Origin of the sequence: Amycolatopsis sp. NBC_00355 (assembly GCF_036104975.1) — a bacterium.
Lineage (GTDB): Bacteria > Actinomycetota > Actinomycetes > Mycobacteriales > Pseudonocardiaceae > Amycolatopsis.
In genome coordinates this window covers 1,926,543-1,945,770 of sequence record NZ_CP107982.1, presented here as the reverse complement: position 1 = coordinate 1,945,770, position 19,228 = coordinate 1,926,543, and the positions used below count along the sequence as shown (strand labels likewise).

General features: G+C 72.3%; 15 protein-coding genes. 13 read left to right on the top strand and 2 right to left on the bottom strand.

The window, feature by feature from the left end:
* Positions 1-38 precede the first annotated feature (38 nt).
* The 7 genes from OHS18_RS07775 to OHS18_RS07745 all read left to right on the top strand — a co-directional run bounded on the left by OHS18_RS07775 (position 39) and on the right by OHS18_RS07745 (position 8,865).
* The gene (locus OHS18_RS07775) at positions 39-1,427 is read left to right on the top strand and encodes a glycoprotein (RefSeq protein WP_328616471.1); all 1,389 of its coding nucleotides are present in this window, start codon (positions 39-41) and stop codon (positions 1,425-1,427) included.
* A gap of 49 nt (positions 1,428-1,476) precedes the next feature.
* Positions 1,477-3,330, top strand: a complete 1,854-nt coding sequence (locus OHS18_RS07770; RefSeq protein ID WP_328616470.1) for a dynamin family protein — start codon at positions 1,477-1,479, stop codon at positions 3,328-3,330.
* Positions 3,327-4,802 carry a dynamin family protein gene (locus OHS18_RS07765; protein WP_328616469.1) on the top strand — a complete coding sequence of 492 codons (1,476 nt, stop codon included), beginning with the start codon at positions 3,327-3,329 and terminating at the stop codon, positions 4,800-4,802. Before OHS18_RS07770 ends, OHS18_RS07765 begins: the two co-directional genes overlap by 4 nt.
* Positions 4,799-6,058 carry a hypothetical protein gene (locus tag OHS18_RS07760; protein ID WP_328616468.1) on the top strand — a complete coding sequence of 420 codons (1,260 nt, stop codon included), beginning with the start codon at positions 4,799-4,801 and terminating at the stop codon, positions 6,056-6,058. The genes OHS18_RS07765 and OHS18_RS07760 overlap by 4 nt, the downstream gene beginning before the upstream one ends.
* A 1-nt stretch (position 6,059) precedes the next feature.
* Positions 6,060-7,694 carry an Hsp70 family protein gene (locus OHS18_RS07755; RefSeq protein ID WP_328616467.1) on the top strand — a complete coding sequence of 545 codons (1,635 nt, stop codon included), beginning with the start codon at positions 6,060-6,062 and terminating at the stop codon, positions 7,692-7,694.
* Positions 7,695-7,804: 110 nt separating this feature from the next.
* Positions 7,805-8,128 carry a divalent-cation tolerance protein CutA gene (gene cutA, locus OHS18_RS07750; RefSeq protein WP_328454533.1) on the top strand — a complete coding sequence of 108 codons (324 nt, stop codon included), beginning with the start codon at positions 7,805-7,807 and terminating at the stop codon, positions 8,126-8,128.
* A gap of 29 nt (positions 8,129-8,157) precedes the next feature.
* Positions 8,158-8,865, top strand: coding sequence for an RraA family protein (locus tag OHS18_RS07745; RefSeq protein WP_328616466.1), 708 nt, complete (start codon positions 8,158-8,160; stop codon positions 8,863-8,865).
* 1 nt (position 8,866) lies between these two features.
* Here OHS18_RS07745 and OHS18_RS07740 read toward each other — a convergent pair whose 3' ends face one another.
* The gene (locus OHS18_RS07740; protein ID WP_328616465.1) at positions 8,867-9,241 is read right to left on the bottom strand and encodes an STAS domain-containing protein; all 375 of its coding nucleotides are present in this window, start codon (positions 9,239-9,241) and stop codon (positions 8,867-8,869) included.
* Positions 9,242-9,500: 259 nt separating this feature from the next.
* Here OHS18_RS07740 and OHS18_RS07735 point away from each other — a divergent pair, with 259 nt between their 5' ends.
* The 3 genes from OHS18_RS07735 to OHS18_RS07725 all read left to right on the top strand — a co-directional run bounded on the left by OHS18_RS07735 (position 9,501) and on the right by OHS18_RS07725 (position 13,611).
* Entirely contained in the window at positions 9,501-10,424 is a 924-nt protein-coding gene (locus tag OHS18_RS07735; protein ID WP_328618491.1) for an aminoglycoside phosphotransferase family protein, read from the top strand.
* Positions 10,425-10,637: 213 nt separating this feature from the next.
* The gene (locus tag OHS18_RS07730; RefSeq protein WP_328454539.1) at positions 10,638-13,121 is read left to right on the top strand and encodes a hypothetical protein; all 2,484 of its coding nucleotides are present in this window, start codon (positions 10,638-10,640) and stop codon (positions 13,119-13,121) included.
* Positions 13,122-13,257: 136 nt separating this feature from the next.
* Positions 13,258-13,611, top strand: a complete 354-nt coding sequence (locus OHS18_RS07725; RefSeq protein WP_328454541.1) for a VOC family protein — start codon at positions 13,258-13,260, stop codon at positions 13,609-13,611.
* Between the two features lie 13 nt (positions 13,612-13,624).
* Here OHS18_RS07725 and OHS18_RS07720 read toward each other — a convergent pair whose 3' ends face one another.
* Complete coding sequence (locus tag OHS18_RS07720; RefSeq protein WP_328616464.1) at positions 13,625-15,070, bottom strand: phenylacetate--CoA ligase family protein; 1,446 nt, start codon at positions 15,068-15,070, stop codon at positions 13,625-13,627.
* A 60-nt stretch (positions 15,071-15,130) separates the two neighbouring features.
* On the opposite strand from OHS18_RS07720, the gene OHS18_RS07715 reads away from it, so the two are divergent.
* The 3 genes from OHS18_RS07715 to OHS18_RS07705 all read left to right on the top strand — a co-directional run bounded on the left by OHS18_RS07715 (position 15,131) and on the right by OHS18_RS07705 (position 19,216).
* Positions 15,131-15,604, top strand: a complete 474-nt coding sequence (locus tag OHS18_RS07715) for a MarR family winged helix-turn-helix transcriptional regulator (RefSeq protein ID WP_328454545.1) — start codon at positions 15,131-15,133, stop codon at positions 15,602-15,604.
* A 464-nt stretch (positions 15,605-16,068) separates the two neighbouring features.
* Positions 16,069-16,335 carry a DUF1883 domain-containing protein gene (locus OHS18_RS07710; RefSeq protein WP_328454547.1) on the top strand — a complete coding sequence of 89 codons (267 nt, stop codon included), beginning with the start codon at positions 16,069-16,071 and terminating at the stop codon, positions 16,333-16,335.
* Positions 16,336-16,666: 331 nt separating this feature from the next.
* Positions 16,667-19,216: a glutaminase domain-containing protein gene (locus tag OHS18_RS07705; RefSeq protein WP_328616463.1), complete on the top strand. Its 2,550-nt coding sequence runs from the start codon at positions 16,667-16,669 to the stop codon at positions 19,214-19,216.
* The last annotated feature ends 12 nt before the right edge of the window (positions 19,217-19,228 follow it).

Here is a 19,228-nt window from a genome sequence, read left to right as displayed (position 1 = left end):
CACGGGCTTCACCGATCCGAATGTCAGGAGTGCACGAGATGACGACTTCGTCGGGCGACGTTTTCCAGAACGAGCAGGGTTCCGGTGGCGGCAACCAGTTCAACGAGCAGGCCTCGGCCGGCGGCTCGGGGAACATCTTCCAGAACGAGCAGGATTCGGGCGGTTCCGGTGGCGACCAGTTCAACGAGCAGGCGTCGAGTGGCGGTCGTGGGGACATCTTCCAGAACGAGCAGGGTTCGGGCGGTCACGGCGGCGACCAGTTCAACGAGCAGGCGTCGAGTGGCGGTCGTGGGGACATCTTCCAGAACGAGCAGGGCTCGGGTGGCCACGGTGGGGACCAGTTCAACGAGCAGGCGTCGAATGGTGGTCGCGGCGACGTTTTCCAGAACGAGCAGGGCTCGGGCGGGCACGGTGGGAACCAGTTCAACGAGCAGGCCTCCACCGATGGTCGCGGCGGCGACATCTTCCAGAACCAGCAGGGTTCGGGCGGTCACGGTGGCGACCAGTTCAACGAGCAGGCGTCGAACGGTGGTCGCGGCGACATCTTCCAGAACGAGCAGGGCTCGGGTGGCCACGGTGGCGACCAGTTCAACGAGCAGGCCTCGAACGGTGGCCGTGGGGACATCTTCCAGAACGAGCAAGGCTCCGGGCGCGGCAACCAGTTCAACGAGCAGGCTTCGGCCGGCCACCACAGTGACGTGTTCCAGAACGAGCAGGGCTCGGGCGGGCACGGCGGCGACCAGTTCAACGAGCAGGCCTCCACCGGCGGCGTCGGCGGCGCGATCTTCCAGAACGAGCAGGGTTCCGGTGGCCACGGTGGGAACCAGTTCAACGAGCAGGCGTCGAACGGTGGTCGCGGCGACGTTTTCCAGAACGAGCAGGGCTCGGGCGGGCACGGTGGCAATCAGTTCAACGAGCAGGCCTCGAACGGTGGCCGCGGCGACATCTTCCAGAACGAGCAGGGCTCGGGTGGCCACGGTGGTAACCAGTTCAACGAGCAGGCCTCGACCGGCGGTCACGGGAGCATCTTCCAGAACGAGCAGGGTTCCGGCGGGCACGGTGGGAACCAGTTCAACGAGCAGGCGTCGAACGGTGGTCGCGGCGACGTTTTCCAGAACGAGCAGGGCTCGGGCGGGCACGGTGGCAATCAGTTCAACGAGCAGGCTTCCACGGGCGGCCGCGGCGACATCTTCCAGAACCAGCAGGGTTCCGGTGGCCACGGTGGGAACCAGTTCAACGAGCAGGCCTCCACGGGCGGTCACGGGAGCATCTTCCAGAACGAGCAGGGCTCGGGCGGGCACGGCGGCGACCAGTTCAACGAGCAAGCGGCCACCGAGCACCACAGCCACGAGCAGGAGCACCACCACGCGGCGGAGCACGACCACCACGCCGACCACCACCACGACGTCGACCACCACCACATCTGAGCCCGTCGACAGAACACAGCCAAGACACCGAAGACGCTGAGGAGCGGTCATGCAGGAGCCGAGCGGCGGGGGGCGGATCGCCCTCGACACCCTCGACCTCGCGGTCAAGGGCGCCAAGGCCTACGGGCGGGAAGACCTCGTCCAGCGCCTCACCGACGCCCGGCGCCTGCTGTCCGAGCCCGACATCACCGTCTACGTCGTCGGGGAGTTCAAGCAGGGCAAGAGTTCTCTCATCAACGCCCTGCTCACCGCCAAGATCTGCCCGGTCGACGACGACATCGCGACCGCGGTGCCGACGGTCGTCCGGTTCGCGCCGGAGTCCGGGGCTCTGGCGACCTACGAACCGGCCGATCCGTCGTCGCCGCCGTGGACCGAACAGATCTCGCTCGAAGACCTGCCGTCCCACGTGAGTGAAGCCGGCAACCCCGGCAACCTCCGGAAGCTGCGGTCGGTCACCGCGTCGATCAGCCGCCAGCTGCTCTCCGGCGGGCTGGTGCTGGTCGACACCCCCGGCGTCGGCGGGCTCGGCTCGCTGCACAACGCCGTCACGGTCAGCTCGATCCCGCGGGCGCACGCCGTCCTGTTCCTCTCCGACGCCTCGCAGGAGCTGACCGCCGCCGAGCTGCGGTTCCTCCGGACGGTGAAAGAACTCTGCCCGTCGGTGTTCTTCGTGCTCACCAAAACCGATCTGTACCCGCACTGGCGCCGGATCCTCGAGCTCAACGCCGGCCACCTCGACGCCTGCGGCATCACCATCGACACCATCGCGGTGTCCTCGGAGCTGCGCACCGTCGCGGCCCGCTCGGCCGACCAGGAGATGAACGTCGAGTCCGGCTTCCCGCAGCTCGTCAAGCACCTCCAGGGCGTTGTCGGTGACGCCGAACGCTCGGCGCTCAACGCCGTCGGCCTGCACGTCGGGTCCGCCGTCGGCCAGCTGCACGCCGCGCTGCGGTCGCGCCGCACCTCGCTGGCCCACCCCGAGCAGTCCGCCGCGCTCATCGCGGAGCTGACCCGGGTGAACGACCGCGTCGACGCGCTCCGCAGCCAGTCGTCCAGGTGGCAGCAGCTGCTCTTCGACGGTTTCGCCGACATTTCGTCCGATGTGGACTACGACCTGCGCGCCCGCTCGCGCGGTGTGCTGCACGAAGCCGAAGAGGCCATCGAAGAGGGCGATCCGGCCAAGAACTGGCCCGAGTTCGAGAAGTGGCTGCGGCAGCGGCTGGCGAACGAGACGCTGGAGAACTACGCGACGTTCGTCAAAGAGGCCCGGATCCTGGCCGGCCGGGTGGCCGAGCACTTCGAGCTCGCCGAGTCGCAGGCCGTGCTGCCGCGCGAGGTGCAGGCGCCGGTCAAGGTGGTCGAGGAGATCGCCATCGACTCGTCGTTCACCGGCGTCAAGACCCGCGGCACCACCGGGATGGCCGCGTTCCAGAAGGCCTACAGCGGGTTCCTGATGTTCTCCATGCTCACGAAGATGGCCGCGCTGGCCATCCCGACGCCGTTCGGCATCGCGGCCGGCCTGCTGATGGGCCGCTCCGGGTTCCTCGACGAGCGCAAGCGGCAGCTGGAGAAACGCCGCACCCTGGCCAAGACCGCCGTCCGCCGGTTCGTCGACGAGTTCAACCTCCAGCTGGGCAAGGACTCCCGCGACGCGATGCGGACCGTCCAGCGGGAACTCCGCGACGCCTACAGCGCGCGCGTCGAAGAACTGCAGCGTTCCCTGACCGAAGCGCTGGCCGCGGCCAAGAAGGCCGTGGTCGAGGACGAGTCGGAGACGGGCGAGCTCAAGCGGCTGGAGGCCGACATCGAAGCCCTCGAGGTTCTCGGCCGGCGCGCCGACGAACTCACCCTGCGCAGTGCCCCCAAGGCAAACGCCGCGCCCCTCCCGGCGGTGACCCGATGACTCCCTTGTACATCCAGGTCCGCGGGCTCGTCGCCCGCGCGTGCGCCGGGTACGCCGGCACCCCCGCCGAGCCGGTACTGCGGCAGATCGCCGGCCGGCTGGCCGAGCCGCTGCGGGTCGCCATCGCGGGCCGGGTCAAGGCCGGGAAGTCCACGTTGCTCAACGCGCTGGTCGGCCAGGAGCTGGCCGCGACCGACGCGGGGGAGTGCACCCGCGTCGTCACCTGGTACCGCAACGGCCCGACCTACCGGATCATGCTGCACCCGGTCCGCGGGATGCCGCGGCAGCTGCCGTTCGGCCGGCTCAGCGGCACCCTCGGCCTCGAGCTCGGCGTGGCGCCGGACGACGTCGACCGCCTGGTCGTCGACTGGCCGTCCCCGGCGCTGCGGGCGATGACGCTGATCGACACACCCGGGCTGGGTTCGGCGCGGGCGTCGGTCTCCGAGCGCACCGAGGTCGCCCTGGTGCCGGACCGCGACGGGGTCGGCACCGCGGACGCCGTCGTCTACCTGATGCGGCACGTGCACGGCGACGACGTCCGGTTCCTCGAGGCCTTCCACGACGACCCCGCCGAACGCCGCCCGGTCAACACGATCGGCGTGCTGTCCCGGGCCGACGAGGTCGGGCACGCCCGCGGCGACGCGCTGGATTCCGCCGCGAAAGTCGCCGAGCGCTACGCCCGTGACCCGCGCGTCCGCGGGCTCTGCCAGACCGTGGTCCCGGTGGCCGGCCTGCTGGCCAGCTCCGCCGCCTCCCTGAAGGAAGCCGAGTACCGCGCGTTCGGCGTGCTGGCCGCTGCGCCTCAGGACGAGCTGGCGCGGCTGCTGACGTCGGCGGACCGCTTCGCCCGCGCGGAGTCCGCAGTGGACGTCCCGGCGGCGCAGCGCGCGGACCTGCTGAACCGCTACGGCCTGTTCGGTGTCCGGCTGGCCGTCGAGCTGACCGGCGGCGGCCTGGTGACCGGCGCGCGGGCGCTGTCGGGGGAGCTGCTGGCCCGCAGCGGCCTGCACCGCCTCCGATCGCTGCTGACCACCCAGTTCGCCGCACGGGCCGACGTCCTCAAGGCGCGCTCGGCGCTGCAGGCGATGGAGCTCGTGCTGCGGGCCTACCCGGATCGCACCGGCGGGCTGCTGCACGAATGGGAACGCGTCGTCGCCGGCGCGCACGAGTTCGCCGAGATCCAGCTGATCGACTCGATCCGGCTCGGCGTCGTGCTGTTCACCACGGACGAGGCCCGCGACGCGGAACGGCTGCTCGGCGCGACCGGGGTGGACGTGCCGAGCCGGCTGGGCCTGCCGGCCGACGCCGGCCGCGCGGCGATCCGGCAGGCGCTCGGCGCGCAGCTGCTGAGGTGGCAGCGGCGCGCCGAGCACCCGGCCTCGCCCCGGGACGTCCGCGACGCGGCCCGCGTCCTCGTGCGTACGTGCGAAGGAATGCTGCTCAGCGAAGCCCGGGCGGAGGTCTTGTCGTGAGCGACCACGTGCAGGGGAAGGTCAAGAAAGCGGTCACCGCCGTCGCCGGCGCCACGGTCTCCGAGGTGCTGGGCAACGCGCTCACGCCGGGGTCGCCCGGCGCACCACCGCCGCCGCCGCAGCCGGAACCGGAACCGGAACCGGCCGAGACTCCCCACGACACCTCGGGTCACGAGTACGTGCCGCACGTGGAGACGACCAGTGTCACCCGCGGCGAGGACGGGTCCGTCGAAGCGCGGACCGGGACGACCTGGCACCCGGAGACCGCCGACGGCACGCCGCTGGCGGACCTGCCGACCGTCGAGGAGTTCGAGCAGATCGACGTCCACGAGGACGCCTTCGGCAACTTCGTCATCGACGCGACGGAACGCTTCGTCGTCCACAACCACGGCCACGACGAGGTCTACGTCGACCACCAGCACCTGGTCGTGCCCGGCGACGGCACCCCCGGCGACACGGACATCGACATCTTCCAGGACGCCGACGTCGTGGTGCACGAGAACCCGGACGGCACGATCAGCGTCGAGCACCGGGGTTCGCTGAGCTTCGAGCTGACGCCGGACGCGCCGGGGCACGGCGACATCGAGGTCTTCCAGGAGGAGACGGTCGTGCTCGACGAGGCCGAGACCGGCCCGCCGGGGATCGAGGTCGGGATCACCGCCGACGAGAAGGCGACCGCCGAAGACCCCTTCGGCGAGCCGGCCGGGCCGACCATCCACCAGACCGAGACGGTCGGCGACCGGGCCCGCGGGACGTCGGTGACCACGTCGGTCACCGCGCCCGCGCCGTCGGTGCCCGGCCCGCCGAGCGCACCGGTCGTCACCTTCAGCCGTCAGCCGTCCACAGTGGACGCACCGGCCGCGGCGCCGGTCGCCGTCGAGACGACGACGCTGGCGACGTCGTCCGCGCTCGCCGACCACCCGGCGGCGAAGCACCTGAGCTTCGCGCCGGAAAAGCCGAGCTTCGCGAACGAGCCCGAGCCGGCGCACCACGACGCGGGGGAAGTGACCGGTTCGCGGCCCGAACCGAAGGAAGCGCACCCGTTCGACCACCCCAAGCCGGAACCGCCCGACGAGCCGCCGCCGGAGCCGCACGACCAGCACGATGAGCACGACCAGCACGACCCGCGTCCGCCGGAGCCAGCCGGCCCGCCGGAGCACGAAGAACCGCCGGAAGAGCCGCGGCCGGTCCCGGACGCGGCCGAACACGACCACCACTTCGATGATCACCACGCGCACGCGGACGGCGGAGGCTGAAATGGGCTACGGACTGGGTATCGACCTCGGCACGACCTTCACGGCCGCCGCCGTCGACAGTGCCGGCCACGTCGAGATGGTGTCGCTCGGCGACCGCACGGCGGCCATCCCGTCGGTGGTGCTGCTGCGGGCGGACGGCAGCGTGCTGGTCGGGGACGCGGCGAACCGGCGGGCGGCCGTCGAGCCGGACCGGGTGGCGCGGGAGTTCAAGCGGCGCCTCGGCGACCCGACGCCGGTGCTGCTCGGCGGCGCGCCGCACTCGGTGGCGTCGCTGATGGCGCACCTGCTCGGCCACGTCGTGCGGACGGTCGCCGGGCAGCAGGGCGGCCGGCCGGACCGGATCACGCTGACCCACCCGGCGAACTGGGGCCCGTACAAGCGGGAGCTGTTCGAGCAGGTGCCGAAGCTGACCGGGATCGACCGCGTCGGCCTGATCACCGAACCGGAGGCCGCGGCCGCGCACTACGCCGCGCAGGAGCGGCTGGAGGAGGGCGCCGTCGTCGCGGTGTACGACCTCGGCGGCGGCACGTTCGACGCGACTGTGCTGCGCAAGCGCGGCGGCGGGTTCGAGATCCTCGGCTCTCCCGAGGGCATCGAAGGACTCGGTGGCGTCGACTTCGACGAGGCCGTGTTCGGGCACGTCGACCGCGCGCTCGACGGGAAGCTGTCGCAGATCGACCCGGACGACTCCGGCGCGGTCGCCGCGGTGGTGCGGCTGCGCCAGGAGTGCGTGCTGGCCAAGGAAGCCCTGTCCGCGGACACCGAGACGGCCATCCCGGTGCTGCTGCCGTCGGTGCAGACCGAGGTGCGGCTCACGCGCGGCGAGCTCGAGGAGATGATCCGCCCGTCGATCACCGCGACGATCGGTTCGCTGCACCGCGCGCTGCGCTCGGCGAACCTCCGGCCCGCCGACCTCGGCGCGGTGCTGCTGGTCGGCGGCTCGTCGCGGATCCCGCTGGTGTCGCAGCTGGTGTCGGCCGAGCTCGGCCGCCCGACCGCGGTCGACATCCACCCGAAGTACGGCGTCGCGCTCGGCGCCGCGGCGCTGGCTTCCGGCCGGTCCGGGCTGGTGCAGGCGACCCAGGCCCAGCTGCCGGTGCCTCAGGTACCGCAGACGCCGCCGACGGGTGTCGCGGTGCCGCGCACACCGCCGGCGGGAGTGCCGGCGCGTCCCGACGCCCGGCGCGCACCGGCCCCGCGTGAGGAGACGCGCGCGCTGGCCACGCCGGGATTCGGCGCGGGCGCGCCGCCGCCGTCGCTCGGCCGGGGCAAGGCAGACGGGGCGAGCCCGGGACGCCGCGCGTCGCGGCGCGGGGTCGTGATCGGGTTGTGCGCGGTCGCGGTGGTGGCGATCGGCGGCGTCGCGGTGGCGGTCAGCAGCAGTTCCGGCGGTGGCGGCACTTCGGGTGACCCGACGCCGGAGGTGTCGACGAGCGAGGCGCCGACGCTGGTCAGCATCCCGTCGCCGTCCGAGGTGCCGGAAACCACGCACGCGACGGTGGCGGCGCCGCACACGAACCCGCCGGCGACGACGCGCCGCAAGACCCCGCCGCGCACCACGACGCCGACCCGCACCACGACCCCGACGACGACCACCACCCCGACGACCTCGACGAGCGCGAAACCCACACCCTGAGCCGGGGAGTCCGGGAGGAAGGCGCGGGCCGCGCTCCGTCGGGGGAGCGCGGCCCGCGCCTCGCGGTCACGGCCGGCCGCGCGCGGTCCCGTCGCCGGTAGCCTCACGACATGGCTGCTGAGCACGTGATCGTGACGACCACGACCGACTCCGAGGCGGCGGCTCGCGAGCTGGCCGCGCGGGCGATCGAGGCCCGGCTGGGCGCCTGCGCGCAGGTCGTCGGCCCGGTGACCAGCGTCTACCGCTGGGAGGGCAAGGTGCAGACCGATCAGGAGTGGCGCGTCGAGATCAAGACGACCGCCGACCGGGTCGCCGCGCTGACCGAGCGGATCGGGCAGCTGCACAGCTACGACCTGCCCGAGGTGATCGCCACGCCGATCGAGGGCGGCAGCGCGGCGTACCTCGCCTGGCTGACCGCGGAAACGCGTGGCTGAAGCGCCGATCCGCTGATTAGGGTCGGGGAATGGAGCACGAAGATCTCGAGCGGCGTTTCGCGACGCTGACCACCGCCCACCTCGCGGACGCCTGCATCCGCGCCGGGCTGCCCGTGCGCTGCGCCCCGGCGCCGACCCGCGCGGTGGTGCCCGGCAGCAGGCTGCTCGGCCCGGCGGTCCCGGCCCGGCACGTCGGCAGCGTCGACGTCTTCCTGGAGGCGTTCGAGCACGCCGTTCCCGGCGGGGTGCTGGTGGTCGACAACGGCGGCCGCCTCGACGAAAGCTGCGTCGGCGACCTCGTGGTCCTCGAAGCGCGCGCCGCCGGGCTGTCCGGGGTGGTCATCTGGGGCCTGCACCGCGACACCGCCGACATCCGCGAGATCGGCCTGCCCGTGTTCAGCCTCGGCTCGCTCCCGACCGGGCCGCTGAGCCTCGGGCCCCGCGTGGACGGCGGGCTGGCCGAGGCGATCGTCGGCTCGTGGCGGATCGGGTCCTCGGACCTGGTGCTGGGCGACGACGACGGTGTCCTGTTCCTTCCGCGAGACCGTGCGCCGGAGCTGGTCACCCTCGCCGAAGGGATCCGCGACACCGAACGGCGTCAGGCCGACCGGATCCGGGCCGGTGAATCGCTGCGGGACCAGGTCCGGTTCACGGACTTCCTGGCCGCGCGGGAAACGGACTCGGCACTCACCTTCCGCGCGCACCTGCGCGCTGTCGGCGGCGCGATCGAGGAGTGACTCACCGGGCGGAGGCGAGGCTTTCCGCCGGCAGCAAGGCGAACAGCCGGCGGACCGCGCGCGAGTGCTCCGCGTCGATCGTGAGGCGGGCGCCGGCGGCGTCGGCGAGCAGCTGGGCCCGCATGAGCGAGTTCAGCCCGGCGACGGAGAAGAACGTGACGCCGCCGAGGTCGACGACCACCTCGTCGACCGCGCCGTCCACTTGGGACTGCAGGACCTCGTCGAGCCGGCGCGCGGTGCTGAGGTCGATCTCGCCTCTCGCCCGCACGAACACGGTGCGCGGCCGGGGGTGACCGACGTCGATCGACAGCCGGCCGTGGGCGTCCACCCAGGCCGTGGTGAGTTCGTGGCCGGCCGGTCGTGGTTCGGGAACCATCGCGGCACACCTTTCCTCGGGCTGCGGGATCGAGCTGCGGATCACCCGGACGAGGAGCGGGGGACCGGTGCGCAGCCTGCCGACCCCGGCGCATACGTCCGGCAGCGGCTGACGGCTCAACCGTGAATCCTCATCATACTGCACTCGATCTTCGTGAACCACCGCCGCCAAATTCGGTGGACAGCGCCCGTGCGCACCCGCTGTGATCGGCCGTGCCCGGCGTACTCCGGCCGGGCGTGCCGAAGGGGGGACGTCCTTGGTGGTCACCGGTGATCTCTCCTCGGCCGAAGCGACGATCACGGTCCCCGTGGTCCGCAGCCTCGTCGAGACGCAGTTCCCGCGGTGGGCGGGGCTCGCGATCGAGCCGGCGCCGGCGCAGGGCGTCGACAACGCGACCTACCGCCTGGGGCCGGACATGTCGGTGCGGCTGCCCCGGTTCGCGCGGTGGATCGGGCAGGTGACGCGCGAGCAGGAGTGGTTGCCGCGGCTGGCGCCGCAGCTGCCCCTGCCGGTCCCGGTCCCGCTGGCCGAGGGCGAACCGGGCGCGGGCTACCCGTTCCCGTGGTCGGTCTACCGCTGGCTGCCGGGCGGCCCGGTCGACCCCGGCCGGGTCGAGGGCGTGGCGGCCGCCCTCGCCGGGTTCTTCGCGGCGTTGCACGGCCTCGACGCGACCGGCGGCCCGCCGCCGCAGTGGAGCAACGGCTTCCGCGGCGTCTCGATGACCGACGAGCGCGACTCGGCGATCGCCCCGGCCCGGCTGGCGCCGCGCATCGAGGCCGTGGCCGGCCCGGTCGACCTCGACGCGGTGGCCGCGGTCTGGGAGACCGCCCGTGCGGCACCGCCGTGGGAGGGCCCGCCGGTCTGGATCCACGGGGACCCGGCCCCGGCGAACCTGTTGTCGCACAACGGCCGCCTCAGCGCGGTCATCGACTTCGGCACGCTGGCGGTCGGGGACCCGGCCTGCGACCTGATCGCCGCGTGGTCGGTGCTGTCGGCCGAGGGCCGCGCCGAGTACCGCACGACCCTCGACGTCGACGACGCGACGTGGGCCCGCGGGCGTGGCTGGGGACTGACCGCGGTGCTGCCGTCGCGAGCGGAACTGACCGACCCGGATCCGGCGCGGGTGGCCGCGGCGCGCCGGCGGCTGGACGAGCTGGTGGCCGACCACACGTCGTCCCGCTGAGACACGGCCCCGGGTAGCCGCGGTGCACAGAGGACGGCCGGCAACCGGTCGTCCGATCGCGAACATCGCAGATCACGGGCGGTAACGAAACACACCCCCTGGGCGAGTAACCTCACACGAGGGGGTGGTCGACGAGTGGCCGGGCAACGACACGGCGGGTTCGATCAAGCGGAACTTCCGGAGGCACACCGGATCAGGTGGTGGCTCGCGGCCGTGACGGCGGGTCTCGTCGCGGCCGGTTTCGCGATCGTGCCCTACCTCCCCTTCTTCCAGGAACTGACCTTCATCCGCGACCCGAAGGTCGCGAGCGTCATCACCTGGACCGTCCTGCAGACGTCGGTGGTCGTCATCTCGGCCGTCCTGACGCTGTACTTCATCGGCAAGGCCCGGCTCGAAGCCGCGGCCTACCGGGCCAACCAGATCGACATCCGCCTCTTCGCCGACGAGCGCCCGGACGCCAGCCACGACCGCGAGATCGACTCCGCCGTCGAACTGACCGCCGCCTTCAAGAGGATCCTGAACGACTCCCGGCTCTACACGCCGACTTCCGTGCCCGGGGTCGGCGGGTCCTACGACTTCATCCAGATCGTCGAGCACGCCGGCGAGTCCGCCGACGGCTGGTGGAAGGCCGCGACCAAACTGATCCGGCTCGCGCAGCCGCCCGCCGCGTTCACCGTCACCGGCACCGTCCGGCCCGGCAACACCACCGGCCGCTACCAGCTGATCCTGGAGCTCGTCCGCTGCCCGCGCTTCGCCGCGAGCCCGCTGGTGATCGAAGACGAGAACTGGCCGCGCGTGCTGCACCGCGCGGCCAACGCCGTCGCCGCGCTCGTCATCCCGCGCAGCGCCTACGTCCGCACGAACATCCACTGGGCCGCCTGGCGCGACGCGAAGATCCCGTACGAACTGTTCGACGCCTACCAGCGCGCCAACCACTTCATCACCTACCGCCGCTACGACGAGGCCCTCGCCGAGTACTACCGCGCGCTCAGCCTCGACCCGTCGAACGTCTACATCAGACTCGAGATCGCCGCGCTGCAGGAGCAGCTCGACCTGCACCTCGACGCGCTCGCCACCTACGACGACGTGATCACCTTGTGCAGCAGGGGGAAACCGGCGCTGGCCCGGTGGTGGATCGGCGAGGACTTCGCCCGCCAGCCGCGCCGCGCCGCCCGCGCCCGCGACGTCGCGCTGCTCATCGCCCGCTACCGGCACGCGCTGGTCCTCGGCCACGGCGACTCGGTGGCCGGCTCGTGGTGGGTCCGCCGGACCACCGCGGGTGTTCCCGGTGACGCCCGGGCGCTGCGCCGCGCGGAACTGCGGGCGGCCCTGGAGCTGCGGTTCCGCCGCTACGTCGAGCTCGACGTCCGGACCCGGCCGTACGCGATCCCGCGGGAGAAGCGCCTGGAGCTGCACCGGCGCGTGATGCGCGTGTCGGTGCCGGAGCTGGTCGTCCAGGACGCGACGCTCGAGCAGCTCGCCGAGTACAACCAGCGCGCTTCCGAGATGCGGTCGTACTTCTGCGCGCTGTCGCAGTACGAGATCGAACGGCTCGTCGAGGACTACCGGAACTTCGGCCGCCGCTGGCGCCGCAGCTGGGAGCAGCTCACCAACCGCGCCCTCGACCTCTCCCTGGTCTGGGCGGTGCTGCGGCGGGCGATGGCGGACGTCGAGCCGATGTCCGGCGCCGTCCCCGAGCCGCGACCGGCCTACCCCGGCAGCCGGGTGAAGCTGGCCGACGTCTGCCCGGACCGCCGCTGGCCACCGGACCCGCAGGCCCTGGACGACACCGTCGAAGCCGCCGGGCCGCGCAAGTCGTGGGAAGAGTGCTACAACGCGGCGAGCGTGTACGCGGTCGCCATGCTCGAAGTCGGCCCGCAGGGCGAGCGCGACCTGCGGGACCGCGCCCGGAACCCCCGCCTGACCGGGGACACCCGGGACGAGGTGGCCCGCCGCGCTGTCCGCGAGCTGTACCACGCCGCGACGATCAGCCACAGTGGACGGCTGCCCGAGCGCCGGTCGTGGGTGATGGGGGAGGACCCCGACCTCGCGTCGTTGCGCGGGCACGAGCTGTTCCGCGTCTTCGAGATGGTCACCTTCTCACCGGACCGCGCGGCGCCGCTGCGCCCGCAGCGCGCGCACGTCTGGGAACAGGTCAGCTACGTCCGCCAGCTCGTCTGCGAGATCGCCAGCTGCCGCGCGCACTTCTGGCGGCTGCGGGCCCTGGACCCCGACCCGGTCCGGGACGGCCGGGTGCTCGACCGCTGGCGGTCCACCGACCGCGACGCCTGGCGCCGGCTGGCGGACCTGGCCACCGGGAAGCAGGACTGGTACACGCGTTACCAGGCGATCAGCGCGTTCCGCGAGTGGTCGGCCGACTGCGGCTACCCCGGGGCCATCGCCGGTTTCCCGCTCTACAACGAGGAACGCCTGCACGCCCAGCTGCGCGGCGCGGCGGGCGCGAAGGGACGGACGGGGATGGACCCGAACATCGTCGTCCGCGAGTACGTCCGGTTCTGCGACCTGCGGCTCGACCAGCTCGTGGCCGACATCGCGGAGGTCGAGCACACCCAGGACGACTTCGCGGCCCGCGCGGACCTGTGGGGCGCGCTGTGTTCGTGGTTCGACGACGACATCGCCGACGGCTCGTCGGCCGACGAGCGCCGTGAACGGTTCCGCAAGCTCGTCAAGCCCTAGCCGCGAAACGCCGGTCCGCAGCACAGGAAAGCCACCACCGCGGCCACACCGCACCCGGCGGCAACCGACCCTCCCCGGCCTCACGGGTCGGTACACCTGGCCGTCGCACGGGCCGGCGTCCTGGCAGGATGGCGGCATGGAACGTGTACTGGGTATCGGCGGGTACTTCCTGCGAGCCGCGGATCCGGCGGCCCTGAGCGCCTGGTACCGCGACTGCCTGGGCCTGGACGCCGACGAACACGGCCGGTGGGACCAAGGTGACGGGCCCACGGTGTTCGCGGCCTTCGAGTCCGGCACCGATTACTTCGGGTCCCGCACCCAGCAGACGATGCTCAACTTCCGGGTGCGCGACCTGGACGCGATGCTCGCGCAGCTGCGCGCCCAGGGCGCGGCCGTGGCCGACGAGACGCAGGACATGGCGGGGGTCGGCCGCTTCGGCTGGGTCACCGATCCCGAGGGCAACCGGGTCGAGCTGTGGCAGCCCGCCTGACGACGGGCTTCGCTCAGGACGGCCGCGTGTAGCGGTGCTTCACCCCGACCGGGAAGTACTCGGGGTCGCCCGCCGCGCGTAGTTCCACGTCGGGCAGCTGCCGCTCGGCCGGGACGTAGTGCGCGAACTCGCTGTTGAGCCGCAGCAGCTGCGCGCGCACGGACTCCGCGATCGCGCCCGCGTCCGCCGTCGCGCCCGGCGCCGTCTCGACGGTGATCCGCAACCGCCGGTCGCGGTCCTCGTCCTCGACCGACTCGACGACGAACTTGCCGGTCACCGTGTCGCTGATGCCCGGCTGCTCCAGCCCGACCGTGACGTTCTCCGGGTAGACGTTGGCGCCGAAGAACGACACGGTGAACAGGGACCGGCCGAAGACGTACACGAACGGCAGCTCCGGGCCGGCCGGCGGGGTGAAGCCGTGGCGGGCGCAGTAGGCGAGCAGATCGGCGTGCGGCAGGACCCCGCCGTCGTCGGCGATGTGGTAGCGGATCAGCGGGATCCCGCCGTCCGCGGTGAACACCAGCGTGCCGTCGTGCTCCTCGAAGAACCGGCTCGCCGGGTCGTACTGCACCAGGGTCGGGAGCCGCGCGTCGCCGAAGACCTCGCGCGCCAGCTCGGGCCGGTCCGCGAAGAACCGGCGGATGCCCACCGAGACCGGGGTTTCCGTGCCGAGTACGCCGGCGTCGGCGGTCCCGTACAGCGACGCGATGTCGCGGACCGGGTCGGCCACCCCGGCCCGCTGCGCGACGAGGTCGCGCCACTGCTCGCTGAAGACCTCGCCGGCCAGTACGAGCTTGATCGCGTACGCGCGCCAGTCGATGCCTTCGGCGACGCCGGTGTCGACGACGTCCTTGACGAACGGCGGATAACCGAGCAGCACCACCTGCTCGAAGTGCGGCGCCAGCTCGGGCAGCACCCGCAGGATCTCGGCCTTGTTGTTGCCCGGCGCCACGACCGTGATCGGGCAGCCCTTGGCCGCGAGGTGGCGCACGCACGCCGTCGTGAACAGGCCGCCGACCCAGGTGCCGAGCGGGAAGCAGACCACGGCGAGCGTGCCGCGCTCGTCGGCGTGGAAGCCGTCGACCATGACCTGCTCGAACCGGCGGGCCACGTGCAGCTCGTCTTCCAGCGCGCGGGGCCAGATGGTCGGGTGCCCGCTGGATCCGGAGGAGACGGCGATCATGTCGAGGCCGGCGAACGTGCCGTCACGGCACAGCTCGGGCAGCGGGTACTTCCGGTGGTAGCCCGCCTTGTCCACCAGGGGCAGCCGCCGGAAGTCCGCCGGCGTCGTCACCGACTCCGGCGTGATCCCGTGGTCCCGCAGGAACTTCCGGTACGCCGGCACGGTTTCCGCGGTCCGCCGGAACAGGTCGAGGACCTGGTTCGCGGGCGCCGGCCCGGGTGTCCCGAAGAAGGTGTCGAACGCCTGGCGCACGCGGGCCTGCCGACCGTGATCCATGATCGGAGCATAGCCGCCGCGCCGCCTGCCGTGATCGCACCGAAGTGCCATGATGGGCGCGTGAGCACCTCCGCGGAGCAGCACGCCACCGGCGGGCCGTTGACCCTGTACCTGGTCAAGCGGCTGGAACTGGCCATCCGCGCGCTGCTCGACGACGCGCTGAGAGAGCTGGGGCTCACCACGCTGCAGTACACCGCGCTCACCGTGCTGGAGGTGAGTGGCCCGCTGTCCTCGGCGCAGCTCGCGCGCCGGTCGTTCCTGCGGCCGCAGACGATGCACGAAATGGTGCTGGCGCTGGAGAAGCGCGAACTGATCGAGCGGACGCCCAAGGCGGACAACAAGCGAGTCCTGCTGGCAAGCCTCACCGGCACCGGGCGGGCCCTGCTCGCCGACTGCGCGCCCGCGGTGGGGGAGGTGGAGCGGGAGCTGCTCGCCGACCTGAGCCCGGGCCAGCGCACGACGTTCCGTGAGGGGTTGCAGCACGGCGTCCTCGCTCTGGGGTCGCTGGCGGAATCCCGGCGACAGGAACCCTGACGGGCCTGCGCCTGACGGAGCGGGCTCGGCCGGTTGGCGGGTTTACCGAGGTTCGCCGACACGAAAGAACTGGGCCGGACGAGTGGAAGCGCCCGGTGGCGCGCAGCTGCCGTGTGGCGGCTCGCCTGGGTGGGTACGTCCAGATCTGCTCCCGCATCTGGAGGTTCGCCGACCGTGACCTGGGCACGCACCGTGGCGCCACCGGGCAACGCCGCACGCCGCGTAGTGGTCGTGGCGCGATGACGGCGTGGTGGCTGTTGTCCTGGCGGGCATCGGGCCACGCCCCGGCGGCTCCGGTGCGGCGCGTGGAGCCGGTTCGCCGGGGTGTGGCCAACTCCGTCTTGCCGCTGTTTCGCGCCCGGAACGGGTTGTTCCCGGTGGCGCGGGCTCGAATGCGGCGCGTCCGATCGCTTCGGAAACCGTGGACAACCGGGTCAACCACATCTGTGGAAGAGGGACGGACAATGCAACCGAAGGTGTTCGACCTGGGGAAGGTTCGAAGAGACGCGGTGGTCACCGTGCGGCTGGCCGCCATGGCGAACGTCCGGCTCCTGACGGCGGTCAACTTCGAGGCCTACCGGCGCCGGCAGTTCTACCGGATGCACGGCGGGGTGGCGACCGCGCCGATGTTCAAGATCCACATCCCGGCCAACGCGCACTGGTTCCTGGTGCTCGACGTCGAAGGGCTGGAAAGCCTGCCCCTGCACCCGCGGGTGAGCGTCGCGCCCTGAGCGGCCCGCCTCGGGACGCACCGGCACGAGGGCGGCTCGGCACGGCCCCCGGAGCGGACAGGAACCCGGCCAGACCGGACCGCCCGGGGAGAGCCGTCCGACGGTGACGTCCGGGTGCCCGGCGGCGCGGGCGATCCACGGATCGGCCCACGTCGGCGTACCCGCAGACCGCCTGCCGGCGGCACCGGACCGGTGCGCAGCGTGGTCCGGTCGGCACCCGGCGCAACGGACCCCGCCGACCATCGGCGGATTTACAACGTTGTACCAACGATGTAAAAGTGTCCCTGCGCTGTTCGTCGCTCCGGTTCGCAAGCCGTAGAAGGGGCCACCGATGTCCTCCCGTGAACGCGATCACCTGACCCGCCGTGACCTCCTGCGGCTCGCCGGCGGGACGGCCGCCGCGGTCGCCGCCGCCCTGTGGCTGCCCGGCACGGCGTCGGCCGCGGGCACCTTCAGCCCGATCCGGCCGCCCGCCACGCCGCTGATCGTCCGCTCGCCGTACCTGTCCACCTGGCAGCCGTCCGACAACCTGCCCGGTACCTGGGCGGGCTTCTGGAACGGGCACACCACCGCGCTGTGCGGCCTCGCCCGCATCGACGGCGTGGCCTACGTCTTCGCCGGCTCGCCCGCCCTGCCGTCCGGGCCCGCGCTGACCCCGATGACGCAGGTGAGCCTGCAGGTCACCGGCACCCGCTCGACCTACGTCCTCGGCGGCGGCGGGGTGAACCTGACCGTCACGTTCTTCTCGCCCGTCGACCCGGCGAACCTGCAACGCCAGTCCGTGCCGTTCGGCTACGTGACCATCCGGGCCACCAGCACCGACGGCCGCGCCCACGCCGTCGACCTGCACTTCGACACCTCGGCCGAGTGGGTGCACGGCAACACCGCGACCCCGGTGACCTGGACGCAGCAGCAGGCCGGCGGCCAGACCCTGCTGAGCTGCACCCCGGCCGGTCCCGGTGTGCTCCAGGAGAACGGCGAACAGGCCAGCTGGGGCTCCCTGGTGCTGGCGGCGCCGACCGCCGGGACGACGTGGCAGATCGGCCAGGACACCGTCGTGCGCGCCGCCTCGGCCGGGCAAGGCGCCCTGCCCGGTACCAGCGACACCGCGCAGCCGCGCGCGATCAACGACCGCTGGCCGGTGCTGGCGTTCAACAAGAACCTCGGGACGATCGCGGCCGGCGGCACGTCGGCGCCGTTCACGCTCTCGATCGGCCACGTCCGCACGCCGGCGGTGCGGTACCTCGGCGCGGAGCTGAAGCCCTGGTGGACGCACTACTGGGGCAGCTGGCAGGACATGGCCGTGTGGTTCGCGGGCGACTACGCCGCCGCGCTGTCGGCCGCGACCACCATCGACCAGCGCCTGCACGACGACGCCGTCGCCGCGGCCGGCGGCGGCACCACCGGCGAGCACTACGCCGCGATCTGCGCGCTGGCCCTGCGCCAGGCGTTCGGCGGCACCGAGCTGGTCGACCGCGGCGGCTCGCCGTGGGCGTTCCTCAAGGAGATCTCCTCCAGCGGCAACATGTCCACAGTGGACGTCACCTACCCGGCGTTCCCCGCCTACCTCTACCTTTCCCCGGCCTACCTGCGGCTGATCCTGGAGCCGCTGCTCGACTACCCCGAGCACGGCGGCTGGCCGATGCAGTTCGCCGAGCACGACGTCGGCACCCACTACCCGGACGCGACCGGGCACAACGACGGCAACGAGGAGAGCATGCCGGTCGAGGAGTCGGCCAACATGCTGATCATGGCCGCCGCGCTGATCCAGCGGCTGCCGGCGGCGGAGGCGAACGCGTTCGCCACCACCCACTACCGGATCCTGCGGCAGTGGGCCGAGTACCTCGTCGGCACCACCCTCGACCCGGGCTTCCAGAACCAGACCGACGACTTCACCGGGTTCATCGCCCACAGCGCCAACCTCGCGCTCAAGGGCATCATCGGCGTCGGCGCGATGGGCGTCATCGCGAGCGTCACCGGCAACACGGCCGACGCCCAGCGGTACCGGTCGGTCTCGCGCAGCTACGTCAGCCAGTGGGTGACGCTCGCGCAGGACACGTCGAACCAGCACCTGAAGCTCGCCTACGACCAGCCCGGCACGTGGAGCCTGAAGTACAACGGCTTCGCCGACCGGGTGCTCGGCCTCGACCTGGTCCCGCTGGGGGTCGCCGCCCAGGAGGCGGCCTGGTACCAGGCCCGCGCGAGTGCCCACGGCGTGCTGCTCGACCCGCGCAACAACTACACCAAGGCCGACTGGGAGCTGTGGACCGCGGCCTGGCTCACCGACCAGCCGAACATCCGGAACACCCTGGTCGAGGGCGTCTACAGCTTCGCGAACACGACGCCGCAACGCGTGCCCTTCACCGACTGGTACGTCGTTGCCGACGCGACCCAGCGCGGCTTCCAGGCCCGCCCGGTCGCCGGCGGTTACCTGGCGCTGCTGACCCGGCCCGCCGGGTCCACGACCCTCTGGCGCAAGCTCCAGAACCAGCGGTCGGGCAAGGTCCTCGCGGTGTCGAACATGTCCCTGGCCGACACCGCCGAGGTCACGCAGTGGTCGGACAACGGCAGCGCCGACCACCTGTGGGCGGTGGTCGACAACGGCGACGGCACGGTCCGGATCGTCAACCGCAACAGCGGCAAGATCCTGGCCGTGCACGACCAGAGTCTCGACAACGGCGCGCACGTGCAGCAGTACCAGGACAACGGCACCCCGGACCACAACTGGCGGATCGCCGACGCCGGCGGCGGCTGGTCGAAGATCGTCAACGTCCGCAGCGGCAAGGTCATGGCGGTCGACCAGCAGTCCACGGCCGACGGCGCGCAGGTGACGCAGTGGGACGACAACGGCTCCCCGGACCACCTGTGGCGGTTCGTCTGACGCCGTTTGCAA

Coding starts and splice junctions, on each gene's coding strand:
- OHS18_RS07775 (WP_328616471.1), top strand. CDS start 39: ATGACGACTTCGTCGGGCGACGTTTTCCAGAACGAGCAGGGTTCCGGT.
- OHS18_RS07770 (WP_328616470.1), top strand. CDS start 1,477: ATGCAGGAGCCGAGCGGCGGGGGGCGGATCGCCCTCGACACCCTCGAC.
- OHS18_RS07765 (WP_328616469.1), top strand. CDS start 3,327: ATGACTCCCTTGTACATCCAGGTCCGCGGGCTCGTCGCCCGCGCGTGC.
- OHS18_RS07755 (WP_328616467.1), top strand. CDS start 6,060: ATGGGCTACGGACTGGGTATCGACCTCGGCACGACCTTCACGGCCGCC.
- cutA (WP_328454533.1), top strand. CDS start 7,805: ATGGCTGCTGAGCACGTGATCGTGACGACCACGACCGACTCCGAGGCG.
- OHS18_RS07745 (WP_328616466.1), top strand. CDS start 8,158: ATGGAGCACGAAGATCTCGAGCGGCGTTTCGCGACGCTGACCACCGCC.
- OHS18_RS07740 (WP_328616465.1), bottom strand. CDS start 9,241: ATGGTTCCCGAACCACGACCGGCCGGCCACGAACTCACCACGGCCTGG.
- OHS18_RS07725 (WP_328454541.1), top strand. CDS start 13,258: ATGGAACGTGTACTGGGTATCGGCGGGTACTTCCTGCGAGCCGCGGAT.
- OHS18_RS07720 (WP_328616464.1), bottom strand. CDS start 15,070: ATGGATCACGGTCGGCAGGCCCGCGTGCGCCAGGCGTTCGACACCTTC.
- OHS18_RS07710 (WP_328454547.1), top strand. CDS start 16,069: ATGCAACCGAAGGTGTTCGACCTGGGGAAGGTTCGAAGAGACGCGGTG.
- OHS18_RS07705 (WP_328616463.1), top strand. CDS start 16,667: ATGTCCTCCCGTGAACGCGATCACCTGACCCGCCGTGACCTCCTGCGG.